Source organism: Nonomuraea salmonea, assembly GCF_042428605.1.
Taxonomy (GTDB): Bacteria; Actinomycetota; Actinomycetes; order Streptosporangiales; family Streptosporangiaceae; genus Nonomuraea; species Nonomuraea salmonea.
Map to the genome: position 1 here is coordinate 122,070 of NZ_JBHMCF010000020.1, position 13,261 is coordinate 135,330.

Consider the following 13,261-nt stretch of genomic DNA (forward strand, 5'->3'; position numbering starts at 1 on the left):
CGCCGGTAACTGGAGCAGCCCCGGCAAACCTGCGATCAGGACGAGAGCCGCCGTCCGGGAAAAGAAGGCATGCGACAAGAATCTGCGCACGGTGCGTCACACTCCGAACCACAACGAGGGACGCCCCTGACCAGGGCGTCGGACGTCGCTCCACCCCACCGGCAGGCGCGTGCCTGACTCGTGCGGCTCTGGAGCCCTGACTGAACCGGGCAAAGCGTAACTAGCCGACCGCCAACCCGACAAGATCGACTTTTGCTGTCATTTCTGTACGGAATGTGACGTTCCGCATGGACCCCGGCGGGGGGTGGGACCGGGGCCGGCGGTGGGTCAGGCGCTGATCAGCTCCGCCATCGTGAGGTCACGGAAGGCCGTGGCCGGCACGTCCTCCGACGGGCGCTCGAAGAGCGCGCCCGACGACCGATGGGGCAGATCCACCGTGCGGACGTGGCGGAAGCCGCGGCTGCGGTAGTAGTCCTGCAGCTGCGGGTTGCTCTTGGCGCAGTCGAGCCGCAGCCAGGGCAGGCCGGACGCGTACGCCATGGAGCAGGCCCAGTCCAGCAGGGCGTCCCCGAGGCCGGAGCCGGACCAGGGACGGGCGACGGCCAGCTTGTGGATGTAGAGCGCGGCCCCCGGGTCGTCGGCGGGTTGCCAGAACTCGGGGTCGGCGTGGTCGTCAAGGGCTATGGTGGCCACAGGCGGGGCCGATTCGTCGGGGTCGAGATACCTGAGCTCGTCATCGAGCAGGAAGAGCACGCGTTCGGCGATGAGCGGCTCGATCCGCTCGGGGCCGAACCCTCCCCGCGGCCACTGCCGCACTCCCCGCATGTAGAGCCACTCGGCGGTGTCGGCGAGCAGCGTGAGTATGCCGGGAAGGTCCGCGGGTTCCGCTCTGCGCAGGGAGAGCGGGTGCAGGAGGGTGGTGGTGTGCATAATACAAACCCTTCGATGCCGTGGGTGGCCACAGCGGCACGATGCGTAATGGCGCAATGGTGCGCTGAGGCGAAATGGGGCCATATACCCGATGTATATGGATAAATGGCGATTTAGGGGAGTATGCACGACTCCCCATGGCCAGCGAGGCGGCTAATTCTCGCTGCGCCCGGCCGGCGGGATCACCCCTTCACCCACGAGCTCTCAGCGGCGATCAAGCTCGTATCTGATCAGATGTTTGTCGGCTGGCAAAACCGACACGGCGACACGCACAGGCATGTCAGCCCGGTCGTACCCCACTCTGACGTACACCATGACTGGTGTACCGAGTTCGAGCTGGAGCCGCTCTGCCTCCTCTTGGTTAGGCATACGCGCCCAGATGTCGTCGACGACGCGCACCTGCGCATGGCCCAGCTCCTCCAGCACCCGGTTCGCCCCTCGCGCGATGTCACCGGGCCTGGCGATCTCGGAATCTGCGACTAGATCACGGGGAAAGTAGGAGTCGTTGGTGTTGTACGGCTGTCCGTCCACGAACCGCAGACGGCGTCTCACCACCGCCAGCTCCCCATCGGCCAGCTCGAGCCTGCTGGCGATCTCCTCGACCGGAGACACCGTCAGGACCTCGATGTACTGGCTGGGCGCCCGGCCCTCCTGCGCGACGGCGTAGGCGAAGGCCTCGCGAAGTTCCCCGGTGGGTTGTGGCTCCAGCTCCCGCTGCGGATAGATCAGTAACGGGCGCCGGTCTCGGACCACCGTGCCGCGCCGCGGCGTGCGCGTGACGAGCCCCTCGTTGACGAGTTCGCCGAGGGCCAGTCGCACGGTGTTCCTGCTCACCCCATGGTCTTCCATGAGCTGCGCCTCGGTCGGCAGCTGTGCCCCGGGGCCGAGGACACCCGAGTAGATGGCTCGACGCAACTCCGAAGCCACCTGCTGATACAGCACCGACCTTGCCACTTTCACCCCTTTTGTTCCAACAATTTAGACGATCTGGTTCTAGCAGGCCACAACCCCTTGACCGAACCCCCTTGACCGGCCCATCATCCATTCGTTGGTACAAATCCATCTAAAGGCCGGTGAGGGGGTGAAGGCCAGTGTTGCCGGTCCGCGCGGGTACGCCATACCTGCCCTGGCAGGACCCTCGCGAAGCAACGCGTTCACTGCGTTACGCGTCGCTCCGCCTGCGGTCAACCCACACCTACCAGAGCATGGGCGGCGGCACGCCCGCGCACACGGTGTCGGCTGAGCTGACTGCGAGATGCGCCGACGGATCCTTAGTCCGCAACGAGGAGGTTGGCGCCCCCGTCGCGCATTCCATCGATGACCCGGTCGGAGCAGTTCGACGCATCGCACGTATCCGGCAGCTGGAGCCTTCGCGCTCCCCCATCGACTCCGTGTGCGGATCAACGGTTTAGGACTCCATCCCTCGCCGGAGTCCTGGGTCGTCGCACACGGGGCAGGAAGCGCGTCCTGGCGGGTCCCCCACGCCCGCCAGGGCGCGCTTTCCTCCGAGGGGACCGGCAGAACCGACGCCTCCATCTCCCGATGGGGGCCTTTCCATGTGCGGGGGGCGGCGCGCGGGCGGACATGCGAGCACCGCGTGACCTCCTCGCGGTCACGCGAGCCTTCGCGTACGCAACGCTCACGTCTGCCCCAAGTCCGCGCCGTCCGCGTCGACGACGCCTACTGCCTCATCATCAACCCTCAGGGCCGAACGTGGGGACACCTTTCGTGATGGTGGGACTGGTGGGATTTACGGGTACCAATCCAATTTCCGGCTCAAGGTCAGAAACCGGGAGGATTTACGGCGCCGTCCCCGCAGCGGCGCCCGTCCCAGGCCCGCTCCCGTCGCCGGCCGGCGCCCAGTTCAGCAGCGTCACCCCCGCCGCGACCTCGACATATTCTCCCGTCACCGGTTCCCAGGGCACCGGTGGCCGCGGCGCCCGCCAGTTCCCGTACACGAGGCAGCCCGGCACCGCCGCCAGCCGGACCATTACCACTAGGTATGGATCGCGTCTTCCCGGCACGAAGGGTTGACGGCTGACGATCCAGCTCTCCACCGTCCCCTCGGGCGCCACCTCCCGCCAGCGCCACTCCTCCGTACGGCAGGCCGCGCAGAACGCGCGCGGCGGGAACCGGAGCGCGCCACAGGAGCAGCACTCCTGCACCGCGAACCGCCGCTCCGCCAGCCGCTCCCACCAGGGCGCCGAGTCGCGGTCGGGCTGGGGCAGGTAGCCGGTCATCGGTCGCTCCTCCAGAGGTGGCCGGTCAGCGAAGGCTCCTCGCGAAAGCCGGTCATCGGTCGCTCCTCAGGATCAGGGCCGAGGTGGCGGGCAGGACGTAGCCGGGCTGCGCCGTCGAGAGCGCCACCTCGGCCCCGGCCACCTGCCGCTCCCCCGCCTCGCCGCGCAGCTGGGAGACCGCCTCGGCGATGTGGTTGATGCCGTGCACGTATCCCTCCGACAGGAAGCCGCCGTGCGTGTTGACCGGCAGCGGGCCGCCGAGCGCGGTGGCGCCGGAGGCCACGTACGGGCCGCCCTCGCCCTTGGGGCAGAAGCCGTAGTCCTCCAGCTGCACGATCACCGAGTACGTGAAGCAGTCGTACAGCTCGGCCACGTCGATGTCGGCGGGCCCGAGGCCGGCCTGGGCGTACAGGCGGGGCGCCAGCTCGGCGGCGGCCGTCACCGTGGGGTCGGCGGCGCCGCCCGACAGGTGCGAGGTGCCGCCGCCCCAGGCCGCCGCCGAGATGAGGACGGGCGGGCGGCGCAGCGCGCGGGCGCGTTCGGCCGTGGTGACGACGACGGCGCACGCCCCGTCGGTCTCCAGGCAGCAGTCCAGCAGCCGGAACGGCTCGGCGATCCACCGACTGGCCAGGTAGTCGTCCAAAGTGATGGGGGTGCGCATGAGGGCGCGCGGGTTGGCGGCGGCGTGGGCGCGCTGGGTGACGGCCAGGTGGCCGAAGTGCTCGGCGGTGGTGCCGTAGCGGATCATGTGGGCGCGGGCGTACATGGCGTACTGCTGGGGCGGGGCGACGTAGCCGTATGGGGCCTGGTACTGCACCTCGGGGCTGACCGGCAGGGCGCGTCCTGTGCCGCCCATGCGGAACTCGGAGCGGGCGTTGATGGCGCGGTAGCAGACGACGGTCTCGGCCATCCCCGTGGCCACGGCGAGCGCGGCCTGACCGACGACGGCGTGCGAGACGCTGCCGCCGCCGAACTGGTCGAGGTGCCAGGTGACGCCGGTCAGGCCGAGCGCGGGCGCGACGAGCGCGGGCGGGGCGGAGTCGCCGACGCGGTGGGTGGCCAGGCCGTCCACGGCGTCGGGCGGCAGCCCGGCGTCCTCCAGGGCGGCGAGCACGGCACGGCAGGCCAGGGTGAGCGTGCTGACTCCCGAGTCCTTGGAGAAGGGGGTCCAGCCGACGCCCGCGACGGCGGTGCGGTCGCGAAATTCAAGCAAGCGCTTGGGCACAATGGCACCGTAGGCAGCCGCTCTCGCCGCTGTCAACGCAGGTCGGAGGGTACGACTTGACAGCCGTTTCGGCTTCCCCCTAGCGTCCAAGCAAGCGCTTGGTAAAATTGAGCGCACAGGCGGACGAGGAGGCCCACCCATGAGCACACACGCTGCCCGGCTCATCGCACCGGACGGCTGCCGCGGCCTTCCCACGCCCCATCAGCGCAGGATTCGCAACGGAGCCGCCATGGCCACGGGCCCAGCCCAGCCTGTCCAAAGCGGTCAGAACGGCCAGAGCGGCCGGCTGGACAGCCGCCGTTTCCGGCAGGTGCTGGGCAGGTTCGCGACCGGGGTGGTGGCGATCACCGCCGTCGATCCGGTGGACGGCCGGCCGTACGGACTGGCCGCCAACTCCTTCACCTCCGTCTCGCTCGACCCGCCCCTCATCGCCTTCTGCGTGGGCCACACCAGCACGAGCTGGCCGAAGGTGCGCGGAGCCAAGGTCGTCACCGTCAACGTGCTGGCCGAGACCCAGCAGGCCGTCTGCGTGCAGATGGCGGCCAAGGGCGGCGACAAGTTCGCCGGGCTGGCGTGGACCGGCTCCCCCGGCGGCAACCCCGTGCTCGACGGCGCGCTGGCCTGGCTGGACTGCGCGGTCGAGGCCGAACATCCGGCCGGCGACCACGTGATCGTGGTGGCGCGGGTGCTCCAGCTCGACACGCACGCCGACGGCGGTCCGCTGGTGTTCTTCCGCGGCGGCTACGGCGGATTCGTCGGGGGGTTCGTTGAGCCTGCGTGAGGAGGCGCGGGCCTTTCTGGAGGAGAGCCTGAGCGGCCCGTTCGCCCACGCGCGCGGGCTCGGCGGCCCCGGTCGCGAGCACGAGGGCCACGAGCTGCGCCAGGCGTGGGAGCGCCACCTCGGCAAGCACGGCTGGACGTGCCTGGCCTGGCCCGAACGGTACGGCGGCCGCGCCGCCTCGCTGGAGGACCAGGTCGCCTTCCACGAGGAGTACGCCAGGGCCGACGCCCCCGCCCGGGTCGGCCACATCGGCGAGGGCCTGATCGGCCCGACCATCCTGGAGTTCGGCACCGAGGAGCAGAAGGAGCGCTTCCTGCCGCCGATCCAGCGCGGCGACGAGCTGTGGTGCCAGGGCTACTCCGAGCCCGACGCCGGCTCCGACCTGGCGAACATCCGCACCAGGGCCCGCCTCGAAGGCGGCGAGTGGGTGATCACCGGGCAGAAGGTCTGGACGTCGCTGGCGCACGTGGCCGACTGGTGCTTCGCGCTGTGCAGGACGGAGGAGGGCTCGCAGCGGCATCGCGGGCTGTCGTACCTGCTGGTCCCCATGAAGCGGCCGGGAGTCGAGGTACGGCCGATCGTGCAGCTCACCGGCACCTCGGAGTTCAACGAGGTGTTCTTCGACGGCGCCCGCACGGCGGCGGGGAACCTGCTCGGCGCGCCCGGCGACGGCTGGCGGGTGGCGATGGCCACGCTCGGGCACGAGCGCGGCGCCTCCACCCTCGGCCAGCAGATCGGCTTCCGCCGGGAGCTGCGGCGGGTCATCGAGACGGCGAAGCGCACCGGGGCGGCCGGCGACCCCGTGCTGCGCGACCGGCTCGTCCGGTCGTGGCTGGAGCTGGAGATCATGCGGCTCAACGCGCTCAGGATGCTCCGCTCCGACCGGCCGGGCCCCGAGGCGTCGATCGCCAAGCTCTACTGGTCGGAGTGGCACCGCAGGCTGGGCGAGCTGGCGCAGGCCGTACAGGGACGGGCGGGGCTGGTAGGAGAGCTCGACGCGCTGCAGCGCCTCTACCTGTTCAGCAGGGCCGACACGATCTATGCCGGTTCGAGCGAGATCCAGCGCACCATCATCGCCGAGCGCACGCTGAAGCTCCCCCGCTGAACGGAGCCGCACCCATGCCCACGTCCTACCCCAGAGCGCACGGCCTGCTCGACGGCCGGGTCACGCTGGTCACCGCCGCCGCGGGCGCGGGCATCGGCTACGCAACGGCCCGGCGCTGCGCCGAGGAGGGCGCCACGATCGTGCTGTCGGACCGGCACGAGCGCCGCCTGGCCGCCGCCGCCGAGGCGCTGACCGAGCTGACCGGCGTCAAGCCGCTGGCCGTGCCGTGCGACGTGACCTCGGAGGCGCAGGTGCTCGCGCTGTTCGACGCGGTGGTGGAGGCGCACGGGCGGCTGGACGTGGTGGTCAACAACGCCGGACTCGGCGGTACGGCCCCGCTCGCCGACATGACCGACGAGGAGTGGCACGCCGTCATCGACGTCACCTTGACCGGCACCATGCGCTGCACCAGGGCGGCTCTGCGGCACATGATCCCGCAGGGCGGCGGCGTCATCGTCAACAACGCCTCCGTGGTCGGCTGGCGGGCCCAGCGCGGGCAGGCGCACTACGCGGCGGCCAAGGCCGGGGTCATGGCGCTGACCAGGTGCGTCGCTTTGGAGGCCGCCGAGCACGGGATCCGGGTCAACGCCGTGGCGCCGTCGCTGGCGGTGCACCCGTTCCTCGCGAAGGTGACGAGCGAGGAGCTGCTGGCGGAGCTGGCGGCCAAGGAGGCGTTCGGGCGGTCGGCGGAGCCGTGGGAGGTCGCGAACGTGATCGTCTTCCTGGCCAGCGACTATTCCTCGTACATGACCGGCGAGGTGGTCTCGGTCTCCTCGCAGCATCCCTGACCGGCGCGACGCCTGGCGACCGACCAGTTGGTATGGCATGCTCCCAGAACATGACTCTGTTCTCCGTTGAAGGCAAGACCGTCGTCGTCACGGGCGGCTCGCGCGGCATCGGGCGCATGATCGCGGCCGGGTTCGTGGCCGCCGGCGCGGACGTGTACATCTCCGCCCGCAAGACGGCCGAGGTCGAGAAGACGGCCGCCGAGCTGGGCTGCCGGGCGGTGCCCGCCGACCTGTCCACGCCCGACGGGATCGACCGCCTGGTGTCGGCCGTGGCGGGGCCGCTGCACGTGCTGGTGAACAACGCCGGCGCCACTTGGGGCGCGCCGCTGGAGGAGTTCCCCGAGCACGCCTTCGACAAGCTCTGGAACATCAACGTCAAGGGCGTCTTCTACCTGACGCAGAAGTTCCTGCCGCAGCTGCGGCAGGCGGCCGGCGCCAACGACCCCGCGCGGGTGATCAACGTGGGCTCGGTGGACGGCATCAGGGTGCCGGCGCTGGAGAGCTACGCCTACTCCTCGACCAAGTCGGCCGTCCACATGCTGACCCGCCACCTCGCCCAGCGCCTGGCCAAGGAGCACATCACGGTGAACGCCATCGCCCCCGGGCCCTTCGACTCGAAGATGATGGCGTTCGCGCTCGACGACCCCGGCACCCGCGAGGCCGTCGCGCAGAGCGTGCCGCTCGGGCGCATCGGCCGGCCCGACGACATGGCGGGCGCGGCCATCTACCTGTCGTCGCGGGCGGGGGCCTACCTCACGGGGGCGGTCATCCCCGTGGACGGCGGCATCACCTGCTAGCCCAGCAGCTCGCGCAGCGCCGCCGCGAACCGCGCCGGAGCGGCGGGGTCGAGGTTGAGGAAGAAGTACGGCTCGGTCAGCTCCAGCTCGATCAGCACCGGCTCGCCGCCGGGTAGCCGGACCAGGTCGATCCTGGCATAGAGAAGGTCATGGGGTACGGCGGTGAGCACCTTCTCGGCGAGTTCGACCTGGTCCGGGGCTGGTGTGCGCAGCTCGGCCCGCTCGTTGTCCTCGGTGGTGGCACCGGGGGCGAGCATGGGGCTGCGGCGTACGGCGTGGCTGAAGCGGCGGTTGAAGTAGAGCAGGGAGGTCTCGCCCTCCGACTCGACCATGTCGAGGTAGGGCTGGACCATCGGCGTGCGCCCCGCGGCCTCCAGCGCCGCGGCCAGCCGGGCGGCCTCGGCGCGGTCGGTGGTCCTGGTGGTGTCGCGGGCGCCGGCGGAGACGGCCGGCTTGACGACGTATTCCGGCCAGTGGGGCAGCTCTCGCGACGACCAGTGCGTGGGCACGATCGGCACGCCCAGCTCACGCAGGTAGGTCTTGTCGGTGTTGGCGTCGATCACGGGGTACGGATTGAGCAGCCGCGTGACCGAGGCCACGCGCCGCGCCCACCCGACGAACTCCTCGCGCCTGTCCACGTAGTCCCAGACGCTGCGGACCACCACGGCGTCGTAGGCGCTCCAGTCGGCGTCAGGGTCGTCCCAGCGCTCGGCGCGCCCCTCGATGCCGGCCTCCCGCCAGGCCGCCAGCATCGGGGCGAGCTCGTCATCGGGCCCGTCAAACGTGGCATAAGCACAGATAGTCACGCAGGGATGCTAATACGCCGCGAGCCGGGCTATTTCCGGCCCGGCTCGCTGCGGTCGGGCCGCGCCGCGGTCCGGCGGTCGCGCGGCGCGGCCCTGGCTGTGCTAGTCGACCACGTCGTCCACGACGACGTCGCTGCCGTTGGTGCCCGTCACGGCGTTGCCGTTGACGTTGTTGAAGCTGGTGGCGCCACGACCGCCGCTGACGTTGACGTTGACGACGTTGCCGAAGTTGTTGCCCGACTGCGAGGAGCTGGCGTTACGGCTGGAGTTGCCCGCGTTGGTGTCGGCGTAGGCGGGGGCCGACAGCAGGGTGACGCCGGCGGCGGTGGCGGCGATGACACCGGTCACGCAGAGCTTCTTCATCATGATGTGTCCTTTCGAGGTGCTGTTTTCTCGGACGTCAGCCGGTCAGTAGAAGATGTAGGTCACCGTGATCCCGCCGTTGGTCGCGGTCGGGGCGATGCCGTTGATGTTGTTGACGTTGGTCGAGAGCCCGTCGCCGTCGTTGCCGGCGAGGACGTCTCCGAAGGCGTTTCCCGACTGGGCCGAGTCGGTGTTGGCACTCCGGTTGACGGCCCAGTTGCCACCCGCCCAGGGGCCTGCCCACCGGGCCCAGTCGTCGTCAGCGTGAGCGGGGGTTGCGAGTAGCGCTCCGCCGACGGCCGTTGCGAGCACGGCCGCGACGGTCCACACCCTTCTGATCACATCTGCTCCTTCGCCATCCGAGGGGGAAGCCCGCCGGGGACGGCGGCCACCGGGCCCGAAGGGCGCCGCCGGCCCCGTTGGGGCTTCCTTGACCTCAGGGGATCAAGGTCAGTGCGAGCATATAACCATGCGTGGTCGAATGGTAGCTACGAGTGATCAGAACATTGTTCGGAGATTACGCTGACAAGGGGTGTCAGTGACCCGGGCTTACCGTCCGCGCATGATCTACGAACTGCGGCGCTACCGCATGCGCCCGGGACGGCGCGACACCCTGATCTCGCTGTTCGAGCGGGAGTTCATCGAAGGACAGGAGGCGGCGGGCATGCGGGTGCCCGGCTCCTTCCGCGAGGCCGGGGAGCCGGACACGTTCCCCTGGTTGCGGGCCTTTCCCTCCATGGAGGAGCGGCGCGCCTCGCTCGAAACCTTCTACGGCGGGCCGGTGTGGCAGGCCCACCGCGACACCGCCAACGCCACTCTCGACGACTCCGACGACGTGCTGCTGCTGCGGCCCGTCGGGCCCGAGCCGCCCCTGTCCGAGCGCCCGCCCGCCGGCGCCACCGGCCTGCCGCCCGCCCTGTACGTCGCCACCGTCCACCACGTCGGGGCCGGCTTCGCCGGGATCTTCGCTCGCGAGGTCGCACCCGTGCTGGCCGAGGCGGGGGTGCCCGTCGTCGCGTGCTTCGAGAGCGAGCACGCCGAGAACACCTACCCGCGGCTGCCCGTACGGACCGGAGTGAACGTGTTCGTGTGGTTCGCCCGCTTCGACAGCCCGGAGAAGGAGCAGGAGGTGGACCTCCCGATGATCACCCCCCACCTCACCGCCCCTTCACTCCGCCTCAAACTCCACCCAACGGCCCGCTCAACCATGCGCTGACGTGGAGGGCCGATCGGGCCTCCCGGCCGGGGGCCGGGCGAATCAGATTGGTTGGCCGTAGACGGGTTCCGGGGGTAGGGACGTGGTCAGGAGGTCGGTGACGGCCGGGCCGACGTCCGCCGGGTCCCAGCGGGCGCCGCGGTCCACCTTCGGGCCGTGACGCCAGCCCGTCGCCAGCGCGATCGTCCCGCCCTCCACCTCGAACACCCGGCCCGTCACGTGCGCCGACTCCTCCGAGCCGAGCCAGACGACCAGCGGGGAGACGTTCGCGGGGTCCATGGGGTCGAAGCCGGACGCGGGGCGGGCCATGGACTCCGCGAACACCTGCTCGGTCATCCTGGTACGCGCGGCGGGCGCGATCGCGTTGACCGTCACCCCGTACCGCGCCAGCTCGGCCGCGGCCACCAGGGTCAGCGCGGCGATGCCCGCCTTGGCCGCCGCGTAGTTGCCCTGCCCCACGCTGCCCATCAGGCCCGCGCCCGACGAGGTGTTGATCACCCGGCCGCTGACCCGGTCGCCCGCCTTGGCCCGCTCCCGCCAGTAAGCCGCCGCATGCCGCAACGGCGCCGCGTGCCCCTTGAGGTGGACGCGTACGACGTCGTCCCACTCCTGCTCGGTCATCGAGACCAGCATCCTGTCCCGTACGAAGCCGGCGTTGTTGACCAGCACGTCCAGCCGCCCGTACGCGCTGACGGCGGTCTTGACCAGCCGCGCCGCGCCGTCCCAGTCGGCGACGTCCTCGTTGCTGGGCACCGCCTGCCCGCCGAGGTCGCGGATCTCCTCCGCCACCGCCAGCGCGGGCCCCGCCGAGCCGCCCTCGCCGCCGGGCCCGGTGCCGAGATCGTTCACCACGACGCGAGCGCCCTGCCGGGCGAACTCCAGCGCGTGCTCCCTTCCGATGCCCCGACCGGCACCCGTCACGACCACCACGCGCCCGGCACAGATACCCACGCAGACCTCCCAAGAAGGATCAAGCACAAATACCAGCAAACGCCCCCAGAAACCACCCTCCGAGAGCAAGGCAGGGGGTAGGCGCCACCCCACGCGACTCCCCACAGGCGCGGAGCGAGCGCCCCCGGGCGGCTTCCCATAGGCGCGGAGGCAGCGCCCCCCGGGCGGCTTCCCATAGGCGCGGGGTGAGCGCCCTTCGAAGTAGGCGGTCAAGGTGGGGTGGTGGTGAGGAGGCGCCAGGCGGGGACTTCGCCGCCGCCGTCCACGCGGACTTCTGCGCCGGTCACGTAGCCCGGGGCGGCCAGCCATAGGCAGGCGGCGGCGACGTCCTCGGGGGTGGCCGGGCGGCCGGCCGGGATCGCGGAGGCGTCCACGTCGTGGCCGCCGTAGTGGGCCGCCGCGTCGGGGGTGGCGGCCAGGCCGACGACGACCGTGTTCACGCGGACGTGGGGCGCCCATTCCGCGGCCAGGCAGCGGGCCAGGTGGTGCAGCCCGGCCTTGGCGGCGCCGTACGCGGCGGTGCCCGGCGACGGCCTGGCCCCGCTGGCGCTGCCGATCATCACGACGGCCCCGCCCACGGCGGCGAGCAGCGGGTACGCGCGCTGCGCCACCAGCAGCGGGGCCGTCAGGTTGAGCTCGATGACCTTGGCGTGCAGGCGCGGCGAGGTGCCTACGAGCGGCGCGGGCGGCGACCCTCCGGCGTTGTTGACCACCACGTCGAGCCGCTCGAACCCGGAGATCAGCCGCTCCACGTCCTCAGGCACCCGCACGTCGGCCCGTACGAACCGAGGAGCCGGCAGCTCTCCCCCCAGATCCACGCACGGAGCCCGCGACCCTCCCACCGGACCCACACGAGGCGCCCGCGGATCTTCCCCTTTGTGTGCGGGAGAAGACCATGACCCTCCCCCCGCACCCGCACCCGCACCCGCACGAGGAGGCCGCGGGTCTTCCCCCGGGTCCACGCGAAGACCCCGCGATCTTCCCCTCGGATCCGCACGGGGCGGCCTCGGGTCTCTCCCCGGATCTGCGCGAAGGGGCCGCGGATCTTCCTCTGGATCCGCGCGAGGGAGCTGCGGATCCGCGTGAGAGGGCTGCGGATCCGCGCGAGGGGGTCGCGGATCCGCATGAGGGGGTCGCGAGTCGTTTACTGAGGGCGGGGTGCGGGCGCAGATGGTGACGGTGGCGCCGGCGGCTTGGAAGGCCTTGGCGATGCCGGCGCCGATGCCGCGGGTGCCGCCCGTCACCAGGACGTGCTTGCCCGCGTAGTCGTAAGAGACGGTCACGGGTGCTACCGTACCAAGCAAGCGTTAGGTGGAGGAGAGTGGATGGGGATCTCGCTGCTGGACGGGCCCGTCGCGGAGGTGGTCGTGGACGTGCCGCCGGTGAACGCGCTGGCCGTACGCCACTGGGAGGAGCTGGCGCGGGCCCTGCGCACGGCCGGCGACGACCCCGCGACCAGGGTGGTCGTGCTGCGGGCCGAGGGCCGCGGGTTCAACGCCGGGGTGGACATCAAGGAGATGCGCGACACCGACGGCTTCACCGCCCTGGTCGGGGCGAACCGCGCCTGCCACGCGGCCTTCGCCGCCGTCTACGAGTGCGCCGTCCCCGTGATCGCCGCCGTGCACGGCCACTGCCTGGGCGGCGGCATCGGGCTGGTGGGCAACGCGGATGTGGTGGTGGCCGGCGAGGACGCCTACTTCGGGCTGCCCGAGGTGGACAGGGGCGCACTCGGCGCCGCCACCCACCTGGCCAGGCTGGTGCCCGGCCATCTGATGCGGGCGATGGTCTACACGTGCAGGAACGCGACGGCGGCGCAGCTGCACGCGTTCGGGTCGGTGCTGGAGGTGGTGCCGCGCGACAAGCTGCGGGACGCCGCCATGGAGGTGGCCCGGCAGATCGCCGCCAAGGACCCGTACGTGATCCGCCGCGCCAAGGAGTCGCTCAACGGCATCGACCCGATCGACGTCAACCGCAGCTACCGCTTCGAGCAGGGCTTCACCTTCGAGCTGAACCTGATGGGCGTCGGCGACCGGCACCGGGAGCGGTTCGCGTGAGCAAG

15 protein-coding genes and 1 pseudogene are annotated in these 13,261 nt (G+C 71.1%); 6 read left to right on the forward strand and 10 right to left on the reverse strand.

Going from position 1 to position 13,261, the window contains the following annotated elements; genetic code table 11:
- Positions 1-327 precede the first annotated feature (327 nt).
- The 4 genes from ACFFR3_RS21285 to ACFFR3_RS21300 all read right to left on the reverse strand — a co-directional run bounded on the left by ACFFR3_RS21285 (position 328) and on the right by ACFFR3_RS21300 (position 4,395).
- The gene (locus ACFFR3_RS21285; RefSeq protein WP_364380574.1) at positions 328-930 is read right to left on the reverse strand and encodes a GNAT family N-acetyltransferase; all 603 of its coding nucleotides are present in this window, start codon (positions 928-930) and stop codon (positions 328-330) included.
- Positions 931-1,134: 204 nt separating this feature from the next.
- The gene (locus ACFFR3_RS21290; RefSeq protein ID WP_345398553.1) at positions 1,135-1,872 is read right to left on the reverse strand and encodes a GntR family transcriptional regulator; all 738 of its coding nucleotides are present in this window, start codon (positions 1,870-1,872) and stop codon (positions 1,135-1,137) included.
- Between the two features lie 857 nt (positions 1,873-2,729).
- Positions 2,730-3,170, reverse strand: coding sequence for a Zn-ribbon domain-containing OB-fold protein (locus tag ACFFR3_RS21295; protein WP_345398550.1), 441 nt, complete (start codon positions 3,168-3,170; stop codon positions 2,730-2,732).
- A 52-nt stretch (positions 3,171-3,222) separates the two neighbouring features.
- Entirely contained in the window at positions 3,223-4,395 is a 1,173-nt protein-coding gene (locus tag ACFFR3_RS21300; protein WP_379483694.1) for a thiolase C-terminal domain-containing protein, read from the reverse strand.
- A 229-nt stretch (positions 4,396-4,624) separates the two neighbouring features.
- On the opposite strand from ACFFR3_RS21300, the gene ACFFR3_RS21305 reads away from it, so the two are divergent.
- From ACFFR3_RS21305 to ACFFR3_RS21320, 4 genes are read left to right on the forward strand one after another with little or no spacing between them, the layout of a single operon-like run.
- Positions 4,625-5,176: a flavin reductase family protein gene (locus tag ACFFR3_RS21305; protein WP_345398547.1), complete on the forward strand. Its 552-nt coding sequence runs from the start codon at positions 4,625-4,627 to the stop codon at positions 5,174-5,176.
- Positions 5,163-6,281, forward strand: a complete 1,119-nt coding sequence (locus ACFFR3_RS21310) for an acyl-CoA dehydrogenase family protein (RefSeq protein WP_364380562.1) — start codon at positions 5,163-5,165, stop codon at positions 6,279-6,281. Before ACFFR3_RS21305 ends, ACFFR3_RS21310 begins: the two co-directional genes overlap by 14 nt.
- A 14-nt stretch (positions 6,282-6,295) precedes the next feature.
- Positions 6,296-7,069 carry an SDR family oxidoreductase gene (locus ACFFR3_RS21315; RefSeq protein ID WP_345398544.1) on the forward strand — a complete coding sequence of 258 codons (774 nt, stop codon included), beginning with the start codon at positions 6,296-6,298 and terminating at the stop codon, positions 7,067-7,069.
- Positions 7,070-7,119: 50 nt separating this feature from the next.
- Positions 7,120-7,866, forward strand: a complete 747-nt coding sequence (locus ACFFR3_RS21320) for an SDR family oxidoreductase (RefSeq protein WP_379483695.1) — start codon at positions 7,120-7,122, stop codon at positions 7,864-7,866.
- Here the strand turns inward: ACFFR3_RS21320 and ACFFR3_RS21325 are convergent.
- The 3 genes from ACFFR3_RS21325 to ACFFR3_RS21335 all read right to left on the reverse strand — a co-directional run bounded on the left by ACFFR3_RS21325 (position 7,863) and on the right by ACFFR3_RS21335 (position 9,377).
- Complete coding sequence (locus ACFFR3_RS21325) at positions 7,863-8,672, reverse strand: ATP-grasp domain-containing protein (RefSeq protein ID WP_364380555.1); 810 nt, start codon at positions 8,670-8,672, stop codon at positions 7,863-7,865. The two genes, ACFFR3_RS21320 and ACFFR3_RS21325, sit on opposite strands and share 4 nt — an antisense overlap.
- Positions 8,673-8,774: 102 nt before the next feature.
- Positions 8,775-9,038 carry a hypothetical protein gene (locus tag ACFFR3_RS21330; RefSeq protein WP_364380552.1) on the reverse strand — a complete coding sequence of 88 codons (264 nt, stop codon included), beginning with the start codon at positions 9,036-9,038 and terminating at the stop codon, positions 8,775-8,777.
- 42 nt (positions 9,039-9,080) lie between these two features.
- The gene (locus ACFFR3_RS21335) at positions 9,081-9,377 is read right to left on the reverse strand and encodes a hypothetical protein (RefSeq protein ID WP_345398526.1); all 297 of its coding nucleotides are present in this window, start codon (positions 9,375-9,377) and stop codon (positions 9,081-9,083) included.
- Between the two features lie 220 nt (positions 9,378-9,597).
- Here ACFFR3_RS21335 and ACFFR3_RS21340 point away from each other — a divergent pair, with 220 nt between their 5' ends.
- Positions 9,598-10,251 carry an NIPSNAP family protein gene (locus ACFFR3_RS21340; protein WP_379483696.1) on the forward strand — a complete coding sequence of 218 codons (654 nt, stop codon included), beginning with the start codon at positions 9,598-9,600 and terminating at the stop codon, positions 10,249-10,251.
- Between the two features lie 42 nt (positions 10,252-10,293).
- Here ACFFR3_RS21340 and ACFFR3_RS21345 read toward each other — a convergent pair whose 3' ends face one another.
- The 3 genes and pseudogenes from ACFFR3_RS21345 to ACFFR3_RS21355 form a co-directional block, all read right to left on the reverse strand.
- A complete protein-coding gene (locus ACFFR3_RS21345) occupies positions 10,294-11,202 on the reverse strand; it encodes an SDR family oxidoreductase (protein ID WP_379483697.1) in 909 nt (302 codons plus the stop codon).
- Between the two features lie 209 nt (positions 11,203-11,411).
- Positions 11,412-12,020, reverse strand: coding sequence for an SDR family oxidoreductase (locus ACFFR3_RS21350; RefSeq protein ID WP_379483746.1), 609 nt, complete (start codon positions 12,018-12,020; stop codon positions 11,412-11,414).
- Between the two features lie 345 nt (positions 12,021-12,365).
- A pseudogene (locus tag ACFFR3_RS21355) lies at positions 12,366-12,485 on the reverse strand (SDR family oxidoreductase); the annotation flags it as partial.
- Between the two features lie 42 nt (positions 12,486-12,527).
- On the opposite strand from ACFFR3_RS21355, the gene ACFFR3_RS21360 reads away from it, so the two are divergent.
- The gene (locus tag ACFFR3_RS21360) at positions 12,528-13,256 is read left to right on the forward strand and encodes an enoyl-CoA hydratase family protein (protein WP_379483698.1); all 729 of its coding nucleotides are present in this window, start codon (positions 12,528-12,530) and stop codon (positions 13,254-13,256) included.
- The last annotated feature ends 5 nt before the right edge of the window (positions 13,257-13,261 follow it).

What these genes read in the sequence shown, in the direction of transcription:
- ACFFR3_RS21330 (WP_364380552.1), bottom strand. Translation starts at nt 9,038, where the DNA reads ATGATGAAGAAGCTCTGCGTGACCGGTGTCATCGCCGCCACCGCCGCC.
- ACFFR3_RS21360 (WP_379483698.1), top strand. Translation starts at nt 12,528, where the DNA reads ATGGGGATCTCGCTGCTGGACGGGCCCGTCGCGGAGGTGGTCGTGGAC.
- ACFFR3_RS21320 (WP_379483695.1), top strand. Translation starts at nt 7,120, where the DNA reads ATGACTCTGTTCTCCGTTGAAGGCAAGACCGTCGTCGTCACGGGCGGC.
- ACFFR3_RS21295 (WP_345398550.1), bottom strand. Translation starts at nt 3,170, where the DNA reads ATGACCGGCTACCTGCCCCAGCCCGACCGCGACTCGGCGCCCTGGTGG.
- ACFFR3_RS21305 (WP_345398547.1), top strand. Translation starts at nt 4,625, where the DNA reads ATGGCCACGGGCCCAGCCCAGCCTGTCCAAAGCGGTCAGAACGGCCAG.
- ACFFR3_RS21285 (WP_364380574.1), bottom strand. Translation starts at nt 930, where the DNA reads ATGCACACCACCACCCTCCTGCACCCGCTCTCCCTGCGCAGAGCGGAA.
- ACFFR3_RS21340 (WP_379483696.1), top strand. Translation starts at nt 9,598, where the DNA reads ATGATCTACGAACTGCGGCGCTACCGCATGCGCCCGGGACGGCGCGAC.
- ACFFR3_RS21315 (WP_345398544.1), top strand. Translation starts at nt 6,296, where the DNA reads ATGCCCACGTCCTACCCCAGAGCGCACGGCCTGCTCGACGGCCGGGTC.